The following is a 15,053-nucleotide window of genomic DNA, read 5'->3' on the forward strand; positions in this document are numbered from 1 at the left end:
ATGGGCCGAGGCGATCAGTAGACCGGCAGTTCGATGCCGTCGAACAACTCGTCCAGCTCGGCCTTGTTGTGGCATTGCACGGCCTTGGCCAGCAGCTCGCGGGTCAGGTGCGGAGCGAATTTCTCGATGAAGTCGCACATGAAGCCGCGCAGGAAGGTGCCGCGGCGGAAGCCGATCTTGGTCACGCTGGACTCGAACAGGTGGCTGGCGTCGAGGATCACCAGGTCGTTGTCGAGCTTCGGATCGACCGCCATGTGCGCCACGATGCCGACCCCCAGGCCCAACCGCACGTAGGTCTTGATCACGTCGGCATCGGCCGCGGTGAATACCACCTTGGGCACCAGGCCGCGCTGGCTGAAGGCTTCGTCGAGCTTGGAGCGGCCGGTGAAGCCGAACACGTAGGTGACGATCGGCTGCTCGGCCAGGGCTTCCAGGGTCAGTTTCGGCAGCTTGGTCAGCGGATGCCCGTGGGGCACGATGACGCAGCGATTCCAGCGGTAGCAGGGCATCATGATCAGGTCGCCGAACAACTCCAGCGCCTCGGTGGCGATGGCGAAGTCGACGGTGCCGTCGGCGGCCATTTCGGCGATCTGCATCGGCGTGCCTTGGTGCATGTGCAGGGAGACGTCCGGGTACTGCTTGATGAAGCCGCTGATCACGTTGGGCAGCGCATAGCGCGCCTGGGTGTGGGTAGTGGCGATGGACAGCGTGCCCTTCTTCTCGTTGGAGAATTCCTGGGCGATCTGCTTGATGCTCTCGACCTTGCGCAGGATCTCGCCGGCGGTATGGATGATCCGCTCCCCCGCCGGCGTCACACGGGTCAGGTGCTTGCCGCTGCGAGCGAACACCTCGACGCCCAGTTCGTCCTCCAGCAGGCGGATCTGCTTGCTGATGCCCGGCTGCGAAGTATAGAGGCTCTGCGCCGTGGCGGAGACGTTGAGGTCGTGGTGCGCAACCTCCCAGATATAGCGCAATTGCTGAAGCTTCATGGAGATTCCTCGAAAAGGTTGTCGCGACCGGCGATCAAGAACCGAAGGTATATAACCATATTAATGGTTTGAGGAATAAAATTAGACGTTTTTTTTGATTTTGCACGCTTTTTCACCAGCCGACCGCTGGCCTACAGGTCGCGACTACGGTGCTGCAACATCGGCACCAGGTACACCGGTACCTCCGCCAGTTGCACCAGACGCGCGGCAGTCCGGCCCAGCGGCGTGTCGAGCTGGGTGCCGTGGCTATGGCTGCCGGCGACGATCAGGTCCACGGCCAGCTTTTCCGCCTCATCGAGGATCATCTGCGGCGGGTCGCCCTGCACCACCCGCACGCTCTTGACCAGCGCCGCATCCTGGGGCAACTCGCCGAGTTCATCGCGAAACCCTTCCAGGACCCGCTTCTCGATGCTTTCCATGACGTTGTCCAGCCCTTGCGCCCGCAGGTCCTGGAGACGCTCGGTGTCAAGGTAGGTCTGCAGGACCGACTCGGCGAACAGCCCGAGGGGCTCCACCACATGGACGACATAGAGCTCGGCGTTGTAGGCGCGGGTCAGCGACAGGGCGTGTTGCAGGACATAGGGAGCATAGAGCCCCAGATCGGTGGCGTAGAGAATCGAACGAATCATGCGGCCTCCTCGACAGCCTGCGCGGCGGGCCTCATTAGCAGATTAGCAGCAAGCATCCATTCTCCTAGCGTTCCCTGCTGTTTCGGGCTTTTTCCGGCCCGTTGGGGTAAATCCCTTTTCTCCCTGCGAGCGCGGCGCCGGCTGGTCGCCGCGCTCGGCCCTTCAGCGCGGTTGTGCTTCGAGGAAGCGCAACGCCTGGTACAGCGCCTCGACCCTGGGCATCCGGTAGCCCGCAGCAGCAGCGCGGGCCAGGGGCGCGGCATAGATCGCCGCCAGCTCCAGTGGCCGCCCATGGGCGAAGTCGTGGTACATGCTCGGCCGATAGTCGGGCATCCGCTCGGTCGCCGCCAGCAGTTGGTCCGCATAGCCCTCAGGCAGGATGAAGCCGCAGGCGCCGGCAGCACCGATGACTTCCTCCATGATCGCCTCGATCAGCGACCGACTGTCCGCGTTGGCCATCAGCGGCGCGGTGCTGCTCTTCAGCAATACCGACAGCCCGTTGTAGGGGATGTTCCAGACCAGCTTCTGCCAGCGCGCCTGCTCCAGGTCGGGCATCGCCGTGGACTCCAGCCCGGACTCGCGGAACAGCGCGGCACCCTCCTCGACGATCTCGCGCCGGCGTCGCTCGTCGGCCGGTCCGGAATGATAGCCGAGATTCACTCCGCCGTAGGCCTGGTGCTCGATCACGCCCGGTTCGCCGCGATGCACACAGATGAAGCAGAGGCCGCCCAGCAGATGCAGGCTTTCCGGCAGCAACGGCCGCAGCCGCTCCTCCACGCCCAGACCGTTCTGCAGCAGCAAAACCTTGGCACCCGGCGCCGCCGCTGCGCGGATCAGGGGTGCCAGTTCGTGATTGCCGGTGGTCTTGGCGCCCACCAGCAACCAGTCGCAGGGCGGCATGTCCTGCGCCGAATGGTAGGCCTGGACCGGCGCCAGGCGCCGGGAGCCATGCACCGCACTATTCAGGCTGAGTCCGGCGCGATTGACCGCCTCGAACTCGCTGCGCAGGAGAAAATGCACGTCGTGACCGGCATGCGCCAGCATCAGTCCATAGAAGCCGCCGATGGCTCCCGTACCGATGACGCCGATCCGTTGCTGCTTGAAATCCATCAGGGCAACTCCTCAGGTAAAGCGGTCGACCCCGCCAGCACCGCACCCCGCAAGGCTTCCTGGTGCAGCGGAACGTTCAGTGCGCCATGGAAGCGGCCGTCGCGGACCATGAACAGGGCCGGCAGATGAAAGACGCCGTAGCGTTCCACCAGGCCGCCATTGCGGCCGGCGTCCACCCAGCACAGGCGCTCGATGGGCAGGTCCATCGCGGGGAGATGGCGCCGGGCCCAGCGGCACGACGCGCAGCCTTCGCTGGTGAATACCAACAGCGAAACCCCTTCCAGGGCAAGCAACTGCCGGTCGGCGTCCAGATCGGTGAGTTCCAGGGACGGCACGCTGCTGACCTCGATAGAAAGGAAGAAATGGGGCCCGACCATCATCCGTATGCTTCGGCTCCTGCGATAGCGCTGGCGCCCTCCTCGGCCAGCGGATACGCGCAAGGCGCGCCCCTCCGCAGCACCTGCACAATATCGTCCGCGGCGGCCTCGCCTGCAACTCCGCTGGCAGCCTTGGCCCGGAGCAACGAAGAAAACGTGCGCAGAGCGGGGAAAACACCGGCGAACCGCGTCCCGCCCATTGTCTAGGCCCGGCCCGACACGTTAAGGTTCGTCTCCCCGTTTGCGAACTTCATGCCTGCGCCCTTTCGCAGGGGGCCTCCCGGCGGCCGGCGCCCGTGACCTGATTGAGTACCACGATGGCTGATTTACAGATCGACGACCTTAACGTTGCCTCCAACGAGACCCTGATCACGCCGGAGCAGCTCAAGCGTGAAATTCCCCTGACCGACAAGGCCCTGCAGACCGTGGCCCATGGTCGCCAGGTGGTGCGCGACATCCTGGATGGCAAGGACCACCGTCTGTTCGTGGTGATCGGCCCCTGCTCCATCCACGACATCAAGGCCGCCCACGAATACGCCGACCGCCTCAAGGCGCTCGCGGCCGAAGTGGCGGATACGCTGTTCCTGGTGATGCGCGTGTACTTCGAGAAGCCGCGTACCACGGTGGGCTGGAAAGGCCTGATCAACGATCCGTACCTGGACGACTCGTTCAAGATCCAGGATGGCCTGCACATCGGTCGCCAACTGCTCCGCGACCTCGCCGAGAAAGGCTTGCCCACCGCCACCGAAGCGCTCGACCCGATTTCCCCGCAGTACCTGCAGGACCTGATCAGCTGGTCGGCGATCGGCGCCCGTACCACCGAATCGCAGACCCACCGCGAGATGGCCTCCGGCCTGTCTTCCGCGGTCGGCTTCAAGAACGGCACCGATGGCAGCCTGACCGTGGCGATCAATGCCCTGCAGTCGGTCTCCAGCCCGCATCGCTTCCTCGGCATCAACCAGCAGGGCGGCGTATCCATCGTCACCACCAAGGGCAACCGCTATGGTCACGTGGTGTTGCGCGGCGGCAACGGCAAGCCGAACTACGATTCGGTCAGCGTCGCGCTCTGCGAGCAGGACCTGAACAAGGCGAAAATCCCGCTGAACATCATGGTCGACTGCAGCCACGCCAACTCCAACAAGGACCCGGCCCTGCAACCGCTGGTGATGGACAACGTCAGCAACCAGATCGTCGAAGGCAACAACTCGATCGTCGGCCTGATGGTGGAAAGCCACCTGGGCTGGGGCAGCCAGCCGATTCCGAAGGATCTCGACCAACTTCAGTACGGCGTCTCCATCACCGATGCATGCATCGACTGGGCGACCACCGAGAAGAGCATCCGCAGCATGCACGCCAAGCTCAAGGACGTGCTGCCGAAACGCCAGCGCGGCTGAGCGAGGCGGAAACGAAAACGCCGGGCTGATGCCCGGCGTTTTTCATTGCGCACCTGCTCAGGCGGCCGGATCGGCCTGACGCTGGCGACGCTCGATGTAACGCTCCACGTAGGAGCAGGACGGGATCACGCTGTAGCCCATGCGGTCGGCGTACTGCAGGGCGTGTTCGGTCAGCGCGGCGGCGATACCGCGACCCCGCAGCGAATCCGGTACGAAGGTCCGGTAGATGTCCAGCGTCTGCTTGCCCAGGTCCATATACGCCAGATAGGCACGATGGCCATCCACCGTCGTCTCGAACTGATGGCCGCCCACGTCATGATGGATGGACAGGGACTCGCTCACTTTGGATCTCCTCAACGGGTTCGTAACCCGACCCGCGCCTGATTGATAGGGTTCCTCGCGAGGATGCCCCCGCGTGCCGGCCTTCAGCAGGCCGCCGGATAACTTCGTCCGTTCTCGTCCCGGCGGCTGAGCGCGCCTGGCGGACATCCTCGAAACGGGTGACCTGCACCGCATGCAAGGCCGGACTAACGATAGGGCCCATATTGCTGTCTTCCCCGGCCAGACTCAACCGTTTCTTCTGCCAGGAACGCGCAGGCGTCACTGGAGCCCTGCTCGGGAGGCCCGCGCAAGCACAATCGCGCATGACCCGCGGGTCAGCCAAAGCGCTTTACGCCGACGACGCCCATCAGTAAGGTCTGCGCCACTCCACCAAAAGGAATCCTGCCATGAGCGAGTTGATCAGCTACCAGTTCGAAGACGGCATCGCCACCCTGACCCTCAACAACGGCAAGGTGAACGCCATCTCCCCGGCGGTGATCGACGCCTTCAACCAGGCTCTCGACCAGGCCCTGCAGGACAAGGCCGTGGTCATCGTCACCGGCCAGCCGGGCATCCTCTCCGGTGGCTACGACCTGAAGGTCATGACCTCCGGCCCGGAGAATGCCGTCAACCTGGTCGCCGCCGGCTCGACCCTGGCTCGCCGCCTGCTCTCCCATCCCTATCCGGTGATCGTCGCCTGCCCCGGGCACGCGGTAGCCAAGGGCGCCTTCCTGCTGCTCTCGGCCGACTACCGGATCGGCGTCGACGGGCCGTTCCAGATCGGCCTGAACGAAGTCGCCATCGGCATGACCATGCACCATGTCGGCATCGAACTGGCCCGCGATCGCCTGCGCAAGTCGGCGTTCACCCGCTCGGTCATCAATGCCGAGATGTTCAGTCCGGCCGCTGCGGTGGATGCCGGCTTCCTCGACACCCTGGTCAGCGCCGACCAGTTGCAGGAAAGCGCGCGTGCAGCGGCCCAGCAGTTGAAGAAACTCAACATGACCGCGCATCGCAATACCAAGCTCAAGGTGCGCAAGGCACTGCTGGAAACCCTCGACCAGGCGATCGAGCTGGACAAGAAGCACCTGGGCTAAGGCCCGCGCCAGCGAAAGCCCGGTTGGTACCGGGCTTTTTTGCGCCCAATAATTACTTATTACGCAAAGGTAACTCTCCCTAACTGCTATTTTTAAAAAATTATTACGGATTATCCTGGTGACATTCCCAAGGAAAACCGGAGGTCATCATGAAACGCAACGTCTTCACCGCCATTCTCCTCGGCATGGCTACCACCCTCGCAGTGCAAGCCAGCTTCGCCGACGAATCCAGCCTGATGGAAAACCGCATGGTCCAACTGAACCAGCACGCCATCGAGCAGGCCCAGCAGCAACAGGCCACGGCGCCAACCGCGAGCGACACCGATGCGCAGGGTTGAACGCCGCCTGCCAGGAACGTTTTTCTTTTCCCCGCAACCCTGAAAAGCCCGGCTCACGCCGGGCTTCTCGTTCAGGCCAGCTTTTCCTCGGCCGCCACGCCCTTGCGATAGACCTCGTAGAGAATCACCGGGATCTCCAGGTCGCCCAGGTGGCGAACCACCAGCGGCTTGACCTCGGACCAGTCCAGCCCGCCCACTCCCGTCGCCACGCAGGGCAGAGCCAGGCTGCTCACCCCTTCGCTGCGCACATAGCGGGCCAGCTCGCGCAGGGCATGGCCGACATCCTCCAGGCTCGCCTTGCCCGGCTTGGCGCTGCGACCGCTGTGCAGCATGCCCTGGGTGATCAGGTTGACGATGCACTGGGTCTTGCCCTGCTCGTCGACCCCGGCCCAGACCCAGATGCCGCCCGGCTCGGGCGCCCTGGCATGGGCGGCATGCCGGTAGTCGCGAACCATCGACGGCCAGCGTTCGCGCAAGGCGAGGGCCAGGCCGCTGTCGAAATGGTCCTGGGGCGCGATGCCGTGGGCGATCACCTGGGCCCCGGAAAGCAGAATGTCACCTTCAACTTCACGAATCATGAGCGTTTCCTTCTTGGCTTCGGGACAGGCGCTTCGTGCGCCGCCCTGCATCTTTCACCGTACGCCTTGCCCGCCGGCGCCAGTTGATGCGTATCAAAGACGGCCGGTCCCATCCGCTACGGGCCGACTAGACTGCATGCGAGGGAACCTTGGAGGCGCCTCGCCTCTCCATTGGATTCCAGCCTCGTGCCGTCTCATCCATGACAAGGAAACAACCGCCATGCCGAAATGGATTGCACTTTGCCTGATCCCGCTGTTGGCAAGCTGCGCCACCTGCCGCCAGGACAGCGACAGGGAAAAACTGCTGTACGAGAACGACATGCTTCAGGCGAAACTGATCATCGTCGCCAACGACCGCGATCGCCTGCCGCTGGCCCAGGCCCTGCTGGAGCGCGCGGCGCGCGACGACCGCAGCGGCGAGGCGGACTTCTACCAGGCCGTGCTGATCGCTCGCCGCGACGGCCAGGCCAGCGATTGCGAGCGCATCACCCGCCTCCTCGAACGTTCCGCCGAGCGACGCTACCCGCTGGCCAACGCGATGCTCTACAAGATCTACGCCGAGCCCTTCCTGTTGCCGCGCGCCGACATTCCCAAGGCCGAGACCTATCGCCAGGCCTACGCCGAGCTGCCGGTCGCGCGCAGCGGCTACCCCTCCTTCGAGCGAGCCCGGCAGGTGGTCGATCGCCTGCTCGCGCCGACTTCGTCCTGATCCATCGGGCCCGAACCCGGGCCCCGCAACCCGTACCGGTCGTTCGGCCAAAGCATCATTTCTGTCGATAGTTAATAGCGCGACAATTCGTTATCCAATCGAATTCTTCTCCGCGATCCTATGCCCATCCGAGGTATCGATCACGGAAGCCGCCATGAAACGTCGCAGCCCACGCCATTACGCCCGCAACACCGCCCTGGCCACCCTGGGTCTGTACGCCATCCTCATGCTGGTCGTGTTGAGCCTCGTCGCCGGCGCCGAAAGCGCCAGGAACGCCACACCGGACAACGACACCGCCACGACCTTCTCCAACCAGATCGGCCAGGCCCTGCCAGGCCTGCTCTCGGGGTTGAACAGTCGACGCGCCGGTTGAACGCCGGCTTCTTTCCCGGGAAACAGCATGAGAAGGCAAACACGGAAATTCTGGATCGTCGCCGCCCTGGCGATATTGACCAATGGCTACTCGCTACTCGGCCTCGCCCAAGGCTCGGCAGGCGCACTGGCGCGCACCATCGAATGCAACCAGGCGATGGTCCGCGCGCTGGCGGCCAACCTGGCGCTGAAGCTGCAGAGCGGCACCCCGCCGGCACGCCCGCAGCGCTGGATCCCGGAGCGCTTCATCCTCGACTGCCCGGCCTGAAACGAAAACGCCGCCAACCCCGGGAGGCTGGCGGCGCTCGCATGGCGCGGGGCCGGCTCAGGCGCCGGTCGGCTGGCGCGCGACGAAACGCATCATCCATTCGGCGACGACGGCGCCCTGGTGGTCCCCCGCCAGGCTATCGACCCCCTTGCGATAGAGTTCCTCGCCCAGGTGCTGCTGGCGCAGTTCGAGCAGTTCGCGGGAGTAGTCGTGGACGAACTCGGGATGCCCCTGGAAGCACAGCACCTGGTCGCCGATGGCGTAGGCGGCATAGGGACAGAAGTCGCTGGAAGCGATCACCCGCGCGTTTTCCGGCAGCCGGGTGACCTGGTCCTGGTGGCTGATCAACAGGGTCAGGTCCGGCAGCGCCGGGCTCATCCAGTCGGCCCGTTCGTTCAACTGGTACTGGTGGATGCCCATGCCCCAGCCCTGGCTGGCGCGCTCGGCCTTGCCACCGAGCAGCAGGGCCAGCAACTGGTGGCCGAAACACACGCCGAGGAGCTTGTCGCCGCGCTCGTAGCGGTCCAGGAGGAAGGTCTTCAGGGTCTGGATCCACGGGTCGGGACCGAAGGAGTCGGCCTTGCTGCCGGTCACCAGGTAGGCGTCGAAGCGCTCGTCGTCCGCCGGATAGCGCCCCTCCACCACGTTGTAGATGACGAATTCGGCGGCGATCGGTTGCTTGGCGAACAGTTGCTGGAACATCCGGCCGTAGCCTTCGTAGCGCTCGATCAGCTCGGGACGAAGGATATCGGTTTCCAGGATACAGATGCGGAGCGACATAAAGACTCTCTGAAGAAGTGGGGTTATTGTCGTTTTCGTTTGATTTAATTAACACAGGAGCGCGGGCAAGGGAACCGTCGCCCTGGCCTCGAAAGGAATATCCGGACGATTCGCCAAAAAACAAGCAGCCGGCAGAAAGATTCCCGAGACGCCCAGCCGTAAAGAAATCTGCACAGGAGACGGAAGGACTCCCCATGCCCGGAACCGCCACGTAAACTGGCGGTTTTCCCGCGAGGCACACGCCATGTTGCTCAAGGCAGTACGTAACGGACTGGGTCAGGCGATTATCCTCGCCGACTTCGTCAGCCGCCCCCGCAAGCTGCAGCGCAGCGCCGAGGCCCAGGCCGAGGTCGAGCGGGCGCTGCGGAACCTGTCGCTCTACCAGTTCCGCGCCTGTCCGTTCTGCGTGAAGACACGCCGCGCCATGCACCGGCTGAACCTGCCGATGCAACTCAAGGACGCCATGAACGATCCGCAGGCCCGCCAGGCTTTGCTGGAAGGCGGCGGGAAGGTCAAGGTGCCGTGCCTGCGCATCGAGGAAAACGGCCAGGTGCGCTGGATGTACGAATCCAGCGAGATCATCGCCTATCTGGAAGGTCGTTTCGCCAACGCCTGAGCGGCCGATCAACGGCCCCCGGCCGCGTCCAGGGGCAGCCGGTGGATCAGGAAACGCGCCGGCACCTCGCCCTCGCGCCCCGGCAACAGGCGGTGGCGAATGCGGGACTCGCTGACATAGGCGCAACCCTGTCCGGTGACGGTCAGGTTGACCGGCGACTCCAGGCCCTCGCGTATCACTTCGATGCCGCGCCGCCCTGGAGCGAGCGGCTCGGCGATCCGCAGCACCTTGCCGGCGCCGCTGCGGATGGCGTTCTCCAGCACGATCAGCGAGCCGTCCGGAGCCAGCGCCATGCCGTCCGGATTCTCCAGCGTTCGGGGCAGCTCCATCTCGCGCAGCCGCGGACGCGTGGCGACCCCTTCGACGACATGGATCGCCCCGCTACCGAAGTTGCCGACCAGCAGGGTGTCGTCGTCCACCCGGACGATGCCCGCCGCGCCCAGGCCGCCGGGGCCGGCCAGGCGGCTGTCGCGCAGCAATACCTGGAACGCCGGTTCCCCGGGCCGCAGCCGCATCAGGCTGCCATCCCGGGTTTCGCTCAGGTAGACCGTTCCGTCCGGCGCCACCGCGAGATCGTTACCCATCCCGTCGCCGGGCAGGGTCAGATATCGGCGCACGGCACCGGTCGCGAGATCCAGGGCGAACACCCCATGCGGCCGGCGCCGGCCAGCGGGTAGGAAGTCCGGCGAATTGCCCCAGAGCAGGCCACGCGGCTCGTCCAGCCGCAGCGCGGTGGCAGCGAAGATCGCCGGGCTGCCGGCGAAGAAGGTTTCCCACTCGCCCCCGGGAGGCTTGCGCAGGATGCGCCCGCTGGTGACCAGACCGACGTACAGCGTTCCATCGGCGGCATGGGCGATGCCGTTGGGATACCGGGCCCCCGCTGGCAGGACGATGCTCGTCGCGGCGCAGGACGGCTCGCGCTCGCCCGGCGCACGGGCGAAAACCGGCAAGACGGTCGCCGATACCATGGATACCAGCAGCAACACGGAAGCCTGTCGTCTCATCATGCTTTCTCCGTCGATGTGCGCCCTACCAGCGCGGGGTCCGGGCGCGCACCGTGAGCGGCGCCTCCAGCGTGGCGCACTCCTCTTCGGCGAGGTCCAGCGTCAGCGCCGCGAGGGCATCCTCGAGGTGATGCGGCCTGGACAGGCCGACTATCGGCGCGGCGACACCGTTCCGGCCAAGCAGCCAGGCCAGGGCGAGTTGCGCCGGTGGAAGCCCGCGGGCTGCGGCGAGTTTCTCCAACGCGCCGAGGGTCGACTCGACTTCCTCCCTGCCGCCGTACCAGCGCGGGGCCTGTTCGTCCGTCCGGGTCCGCAGCGTGCCGGCGCTTCGCGCTCCGGCCAGCAGCCCACGCGCCAGCGGCGACCAGGGCGTCAACGCGATCCCCTCTTCCCGGCACAGCGGCACGAGGTCCTCCTCGTCCTCGCGAACGATCAGGTTGTACTGGCTCTGCATCGAGATGAATTGCGCCAGGCCGTGGTGGCGCTGGAAGGCGAGCATCTTCATGAAGCGCCAGGCCGGCATCGACGAGGCGCCGAGGTAACGGACCTTGCCGACACGCACCAGGCTGTCGAGGGTTTCGCAGGTTTCCGCGATCGGGGTGTCCGGATCGAAGCGATGGATCACGAAGAGATCCAGGTAGTCCGTACCCAACCGCCGCAGCGAGGCATCCACGCTGGCAAGCAGGTGCTTACGCGACAAGCCGCAGGCGTTGGGCCTGTCGCTCATGGGAAAGAACGCCTTGGTGGCGATTACCAGGTCCTCGCGCTGCGCGAAGTCCCTGAGCGCGCGTCCGAGGATCCGCTCGCTCTCGCCGGTGGAATAGATATCGGCACTGTCGAAGAAGTCGATCCCGGCTTCCAGCGCCTCGCGAATGAACGGACGCGCCCGTTCCTCGTCCAGCACCCACGGACGCCACGCCGGATCGCCATAGGTCATGCACCCCAGGCAGAGTCGGGAGACTTTCAGGCCGCTATTGCCAAGACGGACATGCTGCATCGTACGACCTCGTCGAAAGGCTCTGAAAAGAGCGGTTTCCCCGGCCCCACCCTGTTCATGAGCCAGGTTTCCCGACGATGCTATATTGCTGCCGAATAGCTAACTATCCTGGAAAAATCTCTTTCATTGATCGAGTTATTTTAATAATCCAATGAAGAAGCCCGATCTCGCCGGTCTCGCCGCCTTCGTCGCCATCGCTCGCGAACGCAGTTTCCGTCGCGCCGCCGCCACCCTCGGCGTAACCCCGCCGACGCTCAGCCACACCCTGCGCGAACTGGAAACCCAGCTCGGCATCCGCCTGCTCAACCGCACCACTCGCAACGTCTCGCCGACCGAGGCCGGCGAGCACCTGCTGGCACACCTGGACCCGGCGTTCGAAGACATCGCCGCCGCGCTGGACAGCCTTAACCGCTTTCGCGAAACGCCTCACGGCCTGGTACGAATCAACGCACCGCGAAACGCCATCGGTCTCGTCCTCGCGCCACGTTTCGGCGAACTGGCCCGCGACTATCCCGGCATCACCCTGGAAGTGGTGGCGGACGAGGGTTTCGCCAATATCGTCGAAGCCGGTTTCGACGCCGGCATCCGCCTCGGCGAAGACCTCCAGCACGGCATGCGCGCCGTGCGGGTCGGCCCGGACCTGCGCTTGGCCATCGTCGCGACCCCGGCCTACTTCCGACGGCAAGGCAGGCCGGGTAGCCCGGAGGAATTGCTCGGCCACCGTTGCATCGGCTGGCGCAAGGTGTCTTCCGGAGAGCTGTACAAATGGCAATTCAGCAAGGGCACGAAAGCGCTTTCGGTGGCCGTGAGCGGACCGCTGGTCCTCGACGACCCGCGCCTGATGCTACAGGCGGCGCTGGCCGATGTCGGGATTGCCTTCGCCATCGAGGAGGAAGTCGCCGAGCACCTCGCCGCCGGCCGCCTGGAACGGGTCCTGGCGGATTGGTGCGCCCCCTTTCCCGGTTTCCATCTCTATTATCCGAACCGCCGCAACCACCCGGCGGCGTTGAGCGCCGTGATCGACCTGCTGCGCTACCCCGGCGAGGAACACCCAGGTCCCGCGTAGGCACATCGGCGGAAGCGCCCGTGGCGGCCTGGAGGCAAGGGCCTGTACCGACGCGCGGCGTAGGGCGGATAACCGCATCGCGGTTATCCGCCGAACCTCGGCATATCGGCGGATAGCGCCCATGGCGCTATTCGCCCTACCCGTGGCGGCCTGGCTGGCAAGAACCAGAGGATACCGGGGTGGCGTCATCCGCCGCGGTACGCGACCACGAGAAAGCCGGCCCGAAGGCCGGCTCTCCATGCGACGCCAGGACTCAGAACAGCTCGCCCTTCGCCGCCTTCTCCAGCAACAGCGCCGGCGGCTCGAAGCGCTCGCCGTACTGTTCGACCAGGTATTGGGCGCGGGCGATGAAGTCCTTCAGGCCGTACTGGTTGATGAACTGCAAGGCGCCCCCGCTCCAGGCGGCGAAACCGATACCGAAGATCGAGCCGATGTTCGCGTCGGCGGTGGAGTGCAATACCCCCTCCTCCACGCAACGCACGGTCTCGATAGCCTGGATGAACAGCAGGCGGTCGCGTACGTCCTCGGCGGATATTTGCGCATCGGGCTTCTCGAAGCGGCTCTTGAGTTCCGCCCAGAGATGTTTCCTGCCGTTCGCCGGGTAGTCGTAGAAGCCGGCGCCGGCCGCCTTGCCCGGGCGCTTGTACTCATTGACCATCAGGTCGATCACGGCGAACGCAGGATGCGTCGGCAGAGCCTTGCCCTCGGCCTCGAGGTCGCGGGCGGTCTGGTTGCGGATGTGGGTCATCAGGCTCAGCGAGACTTCGTCGGAAATCGCCAGCGGCCCCACCGGCATACCGGCCTGGCGCGCCTGGTTGTCGATCATCGCGGCGCTCACGCCTTCGCCGAGCATGGCGATGCCTTCGTTGGTGAAGGTGCCGAATACCCGCGAGGTGAAGAAGCCGCGGCTGTCGTTGACCACGATCGGCGTTTTCTTGATCTGCAGCACGTAGTCGAAACCGCGTGCCAGGGTTTCGTCGCTGGTCTTTTCGCCACGGATGATCTCCACCAGCGGCATCTTGTCCACCGGGCTGAAGAAGTGCAGGCCGATGAACTTCTCCGGCCGCGCCACCGCCTGGGCCAGCCCGGTGATCGGCAGGGTCGAGGTATTGGACGCCACCACCGCATCGGCCAGGGCATGTTTCTCGGCCTCGGCGGTGACCTTGCCTTTCAGCGCGCGGTCCTCGAAGACCGCCTCGATGATCAGGTCGCAGCCTTCGAAGTCGGCTTCGCTGACGCTCGGCACGATCCGCGCGAGGAAGGCGTCGCGCTTCTCGGCGGACAGGTGCCCGCGCGCAACTTTCTTGTCCAGCAGCCTGGCCGAATAAGCCTTGCCCTTCTCCGCCGCTTCCAGCGAGACGTCCTTGAGCACCACCTCGATGCCGGCCGCCGCCGATACGTAGGCGATGCCCGCGCCCATCATCCCGGCGCCGAGCACGCCGACCTTTTTCGTCGCCCGCACCGGATACCCCTGCGGCCGCGACTTGCCGGCGTTGATCTCGTTGAGCTGGAACCAGAAGGTGCCGATCATGTTCTTCGCCACCTGGCCGGTGGTCAGCTCGGTGAAATAGCGCGCCTCGATCAGTTGCGCGGTGTCGAAATCGACCTGGGCGCCCTCCACTGCCGCGCACATGATCTTCTCGGGCGCCGGGAAGCAACCCTTGGTCTTGTCGCGCAGCACCGACGGTGCGATGGCCAGCATCTGCGCCACGTTGGGACTGGCAGGCGTACCGCCGGGAATCTTGTAGCCGGCGCTGTCCCAGGGCTGCTTCGCCGCCGGGTTGGCGAGGATCCAGGCGCGGGCCTTCTCCAGCATTTCCTCGGGGCTGTCGGCCAGTTCGTGGATCAGCCCGGCCTTGAGCGCTTCCGCCGGACGCACCTTCTTGCCTTCGGCGAGGTACGGCAGGGCTTTCTCCAGGCCAAGCAGGCGCACCATACGTACCACCCCGCCGCCGCCCGGCAACAGGCCGAGAGTCACCTCCGGCAGGCCGAGCTGCACGCCGGGATTGTCCAGGGCGATGCGGTGGTGGCAGGCCAGGCAGATCTCCCAGCCGCCGCCCAGCGCAGCGCCGTTGATCGCGGCGACCACCGGCTTGCCGAGGGTCTCCAGGCGCCGCAGTTGGCCCTTGAGTTCGAGGATGCCCTGGTAGAAGGCCGGGGCGTCGGCCTTGGTGACCTTGATCAGCTCGTTGAGATCGCCGCCGGCGAAGAAGGTCTTCTTCGCCGAGGTCAGCACCACGCCGGCGATCCCCTCTTTCTCCGCCTCCAGCCGTGCGATGGTCTTCGCCATCGCCTCGCGGTAGACACCGTTCATGGTGTTGGCGCTCTGCCCGGGCATGTCCATGGTCAGGACGACGACGTTGTCCTGGCCTTTTTCGTAACGGATAGCGTCAGTCATTCCGGTTCTC

The 15,053-nt window shown here is 65.2% G+C and carries 18 protein-coding genes; 8 read left to right on the forward strand and 10 right to left on the reverse strand.

Features of this window, described 5'->3' with window-relative positions:
- Positions 1-14: 14 nt before the first annotated feature.
- The 4 genes from cysB to ACTJJX_RS09930 all read right to left on the reverse strand — a co-directional run bounded on the left by cysB (position 15) and on the right by ACTJJX_RS09930 (position 3,105).
- Positions 15-989 carry an HTH-type transcriptional regulator CysB gene (gene cysB, locus ACTJJX_RS09915; protein WP_003087775.1) on the reverse strand — a complete coding sequence of 325 codons (975 nt, stop codon included), beginning with the start codon at positions 987-989 and terminating at the stop codon, positions 15-17.
- A 131-nt stretch (positions 990-1,120) separates the two neighbouring features.
- Positions 1,121-1,618, reverse strand: coding sequence for a universal stress protein (locus tag ACTJJX_RS09920; RefSeq protein ID WP_003087770.1), 498 nt, complete (start codon positions 1,616-1,618; stop codon positions 1,121-1,123).
- 162 nt (positions 1,619-1,780) lie between these two features.
- Positions 1,781-2,728 (reverse strand): putative 2-dehydropantoate 2-reductase, encoded by a 948-nt coding sequence (locus ACTJJX_RS09925; protein WP_003098083.1) that lies wholly within the window; start codon positions 2,726-2,728, stop codon positions 1,781-1,783.
- Entirely contained in the window at positions 2,728-3,105 is a 378-nt protein-coding gene (locus tag ACTJJX_RS09930) for a thioredoxin family protein (RefSeq protein ID WP_003120319.1), read from the reverse strand. Before ACTJJX_RS09930 ends, ACTJJX_RS09925 begins: the two co-directional genes overlap by 1 nt.
- A 317-nt stretch (positions 3,106-3,422) precedes the next feature.
- On the opposite strand from ACTJJX_RS09930, the gene ACTJJX_RS09935 reads away from it, so the two are divergent.
- Complete coding sequence (locus tag ACTJJX_RS09935) at positions 3,423-4,499, forward strand: 3-deoxy-7-phosphoheptulonate synthase (RefSeq protein ID WP_003087765.1); 1,077 nt, start codon at positions 3,423-3,425, stop codon at positions 4,497-4,499.
- 57 nt (positions 4,500-4,556) lie between these two features.
- Here the strand turns inward: ACTJJX_RS09935 and ACTJJX_RS09940 are convergent, their stop codons facing one another.
- Positions 4,557-4,841 carry a GNAT family N-acetyltransferase gene (locus tag ACTJJX_RS09940; protein ID WP_003087762.1) on the reverse strand — a complete coding sequence of 95 codons (285 nt, stop codon included), beginning with the start codon at positions 4,839-4,841 and terminating at the stop codon, positions 4,557-4,559.
- A 386-nt stretch (positions 4,842-5,227) separates the two neighbouring features.
- Here ACTJJX_RS09940 and ACTJJX_RS09945 point away from each other — a divergent pair, with 386 nt between their 5' ends.
- Complete coding sequence (locus ACTJJX_RS09945) at positions 5,228-5,917, forward strand: crotonase/enoyl-CoA hydratase family protein (RefSeq protein ID WP_003087759.1); 690 nt, start codon at positions 5,228-5,230, stop codon at positions 5,915-5,917.
- A gap of 149 nt (positions 5,918-6,066) precedes the next feature.
- The gene (locus ACTJJX_RS09950) at positions 6,067-6,255 is read left to right on the forward strand and encodes a hypothetical protein (RefSeq protein WP_003098088.1); all 189 of its coding nucleotides are present in this window, start codon (positions 6,067-6,069) and stop codon (positions 6,253-6,255) included.
- Positions 6,256-6,326: 71 nt separating this feature from the next.
- Here the strand turns inward: ACTJJX_RS09950 and ACTJJX_RS09955 are convergent, their stop codons facing one another.
- Positions 6,327-6,833 (reverse strand): macro domain-containing protein, encoded by a 507-nt coding sequence (locus tag ACTJJX_RS09955; RefSeq protein ID WP_003087757.1) that lies wholly within the window; start codon positions 6,831-6,833, stop codon positions 6,327-6,329.
- Between the two features lie 220 nt (positions 6,834-7,053).
- Here ACTJJX_RS09955 and ACTJJX_RS09960 point away from each other — a divergent pair, with 220 nt between their 5' ends.
- From ACTJJX_RS09960 to ACTJJX_RS09970, 3 genes are all read left to right on the forward strand, one after another.
- Positions 7,054-7,542, forward strand: a complete 489-nt coding sequence (locus ACTJJX_RS09960) for a hypothetical protein (protein ID WP_003087756.1) — start codon at positions 7,054-7,056, stop codon at positions 7,540-7,542.
- Between the two features lie 154 nt (positions 7,543-7,696).
- Complete coding sequence (locus ACTJJX_RS09965) at positions 7,697-7,915, forward strand: hypothetical protein (protein ID WP_003098091.1); 219 nt, start codon at positions 7,697-7,699, stop codon at positions 7,913-7,915.
- 27 nt (positions 7,916-7,942) lie between these two features.
- Entirely contained in the window at positions 7,943-8,182 is a 240-nt protein-coding gene (locus ACTJJX_RS09970) for a hypothetical protein (protein ID WP_003087754.1), read from the forward strand.
- 57 nt (positions 8,183-8,239) lie between these two features.
- Here the strand turns inward: ACTJJX_RS09970 and ACTJJX_RS09975 are convergent, their stop codons facing one another.
- A complete protein-coding gene (locus ACTJJX_RS09975; protein WP_023082569.1) occupies positions 8,240-8,962 on the reverse strand; it encodes an amidotransferase in 723 nt (240 codons plus the stop codon).
- Between the two features lie 244 nt (positions 8,963-9,206).
- Between ACTJJX_RS09975 and ACTJJX_RS09980 the strand changes: the two genes are divergently transcribed.
- Positions 9,207-9,578 (forward strand): glutaredoxin family protein, encoded by a 372-nt coding sequence (locus ACTJJX_RS09980; protein ID WP_003087752.1) that lies wholly within the window; start codon positions 9,207-9,209, stop codon positions 9,576-9,578.
- A gap of 8 nt (positions 9,579-9,586) precedes the next feature.
- Here the strand turns inward: ACTJJX_RS09980 and ACTJJX_RS09985 are convergent, their stop codons facing one another.
- The gene (locus ACTJJX_RS09985; RefSeq protein ID WP_012614291.1) at positions 9,587-10,585 is read right to left on the reverse strand and encodes a Vgb family protein; all 999 of its coding nucleotides are present in this window, start codon (positions 10,583-10,585) and stop codon (positions 9,587-9,589) included.
- 22 nt (positions 10,586-10,607) lie between these two features.
- Positions 10,608-11,579 carry an aldo/keto reductase gene (locus ACTJJX_RS09990; protein ID WP_003144750.1) on the reverse strand — a complete coding sequence of 324 codons (972 nt, stop codon included), beginning with the start codon at positions 11,577-11,579 and terminating at the stop codon, positions 10,608-10,610.
- 151 nt (positions 11,580-11,730) lie between these two features.
- On the opposite strand from ACTJJX_RS09990, the gene ACTJJX_RS09995 reads away from it, so the two are divergent.
- Complete coding sequence (locus ACTJJX_RS09995; RefSeq protein WP_003087749.1) at positions 11,731-12,645, forward strand: LysR family transcriptional regulator; 915 nt, start codon at positions 11,731-11,733, stop codon at positions 12,643-12,645.
- A 253-nt stretch (positions 12,646-12,898) separates the two neighbouring features.
- On the opposite strand, the gene ACTJJX_RS10000 is transcribed toward ACTJJX_RS09995, so the two are convergent.
- Positions 12,899-15,043, reverse strand: coding sequence for a 3-hydroxyacyl-CoA dehydrogenase NAD-binding domain-containing protein (locus ACTJJX_RS10000; RefSeq protein WP_003140029.1), 2,145 nt, complete (start codon positions 15,041-15,043; stop codon positions 12,899-12,901).
- Between the last annotated feature and the right edge of the window lie 10 nt (positions 15,044-15,053).

Origin of the sequence: Pseudomonas sp. 22490 (assembly GCF_052044465.1) — a bacterium.
Taxonomy (GTDB): Bacteria; Pseudomonadota; Gammaproteobacteria; order Pseudomonadales; family Pseudomonadaceae; genus Pseudomonas; species Pseudomonas aeruginosa.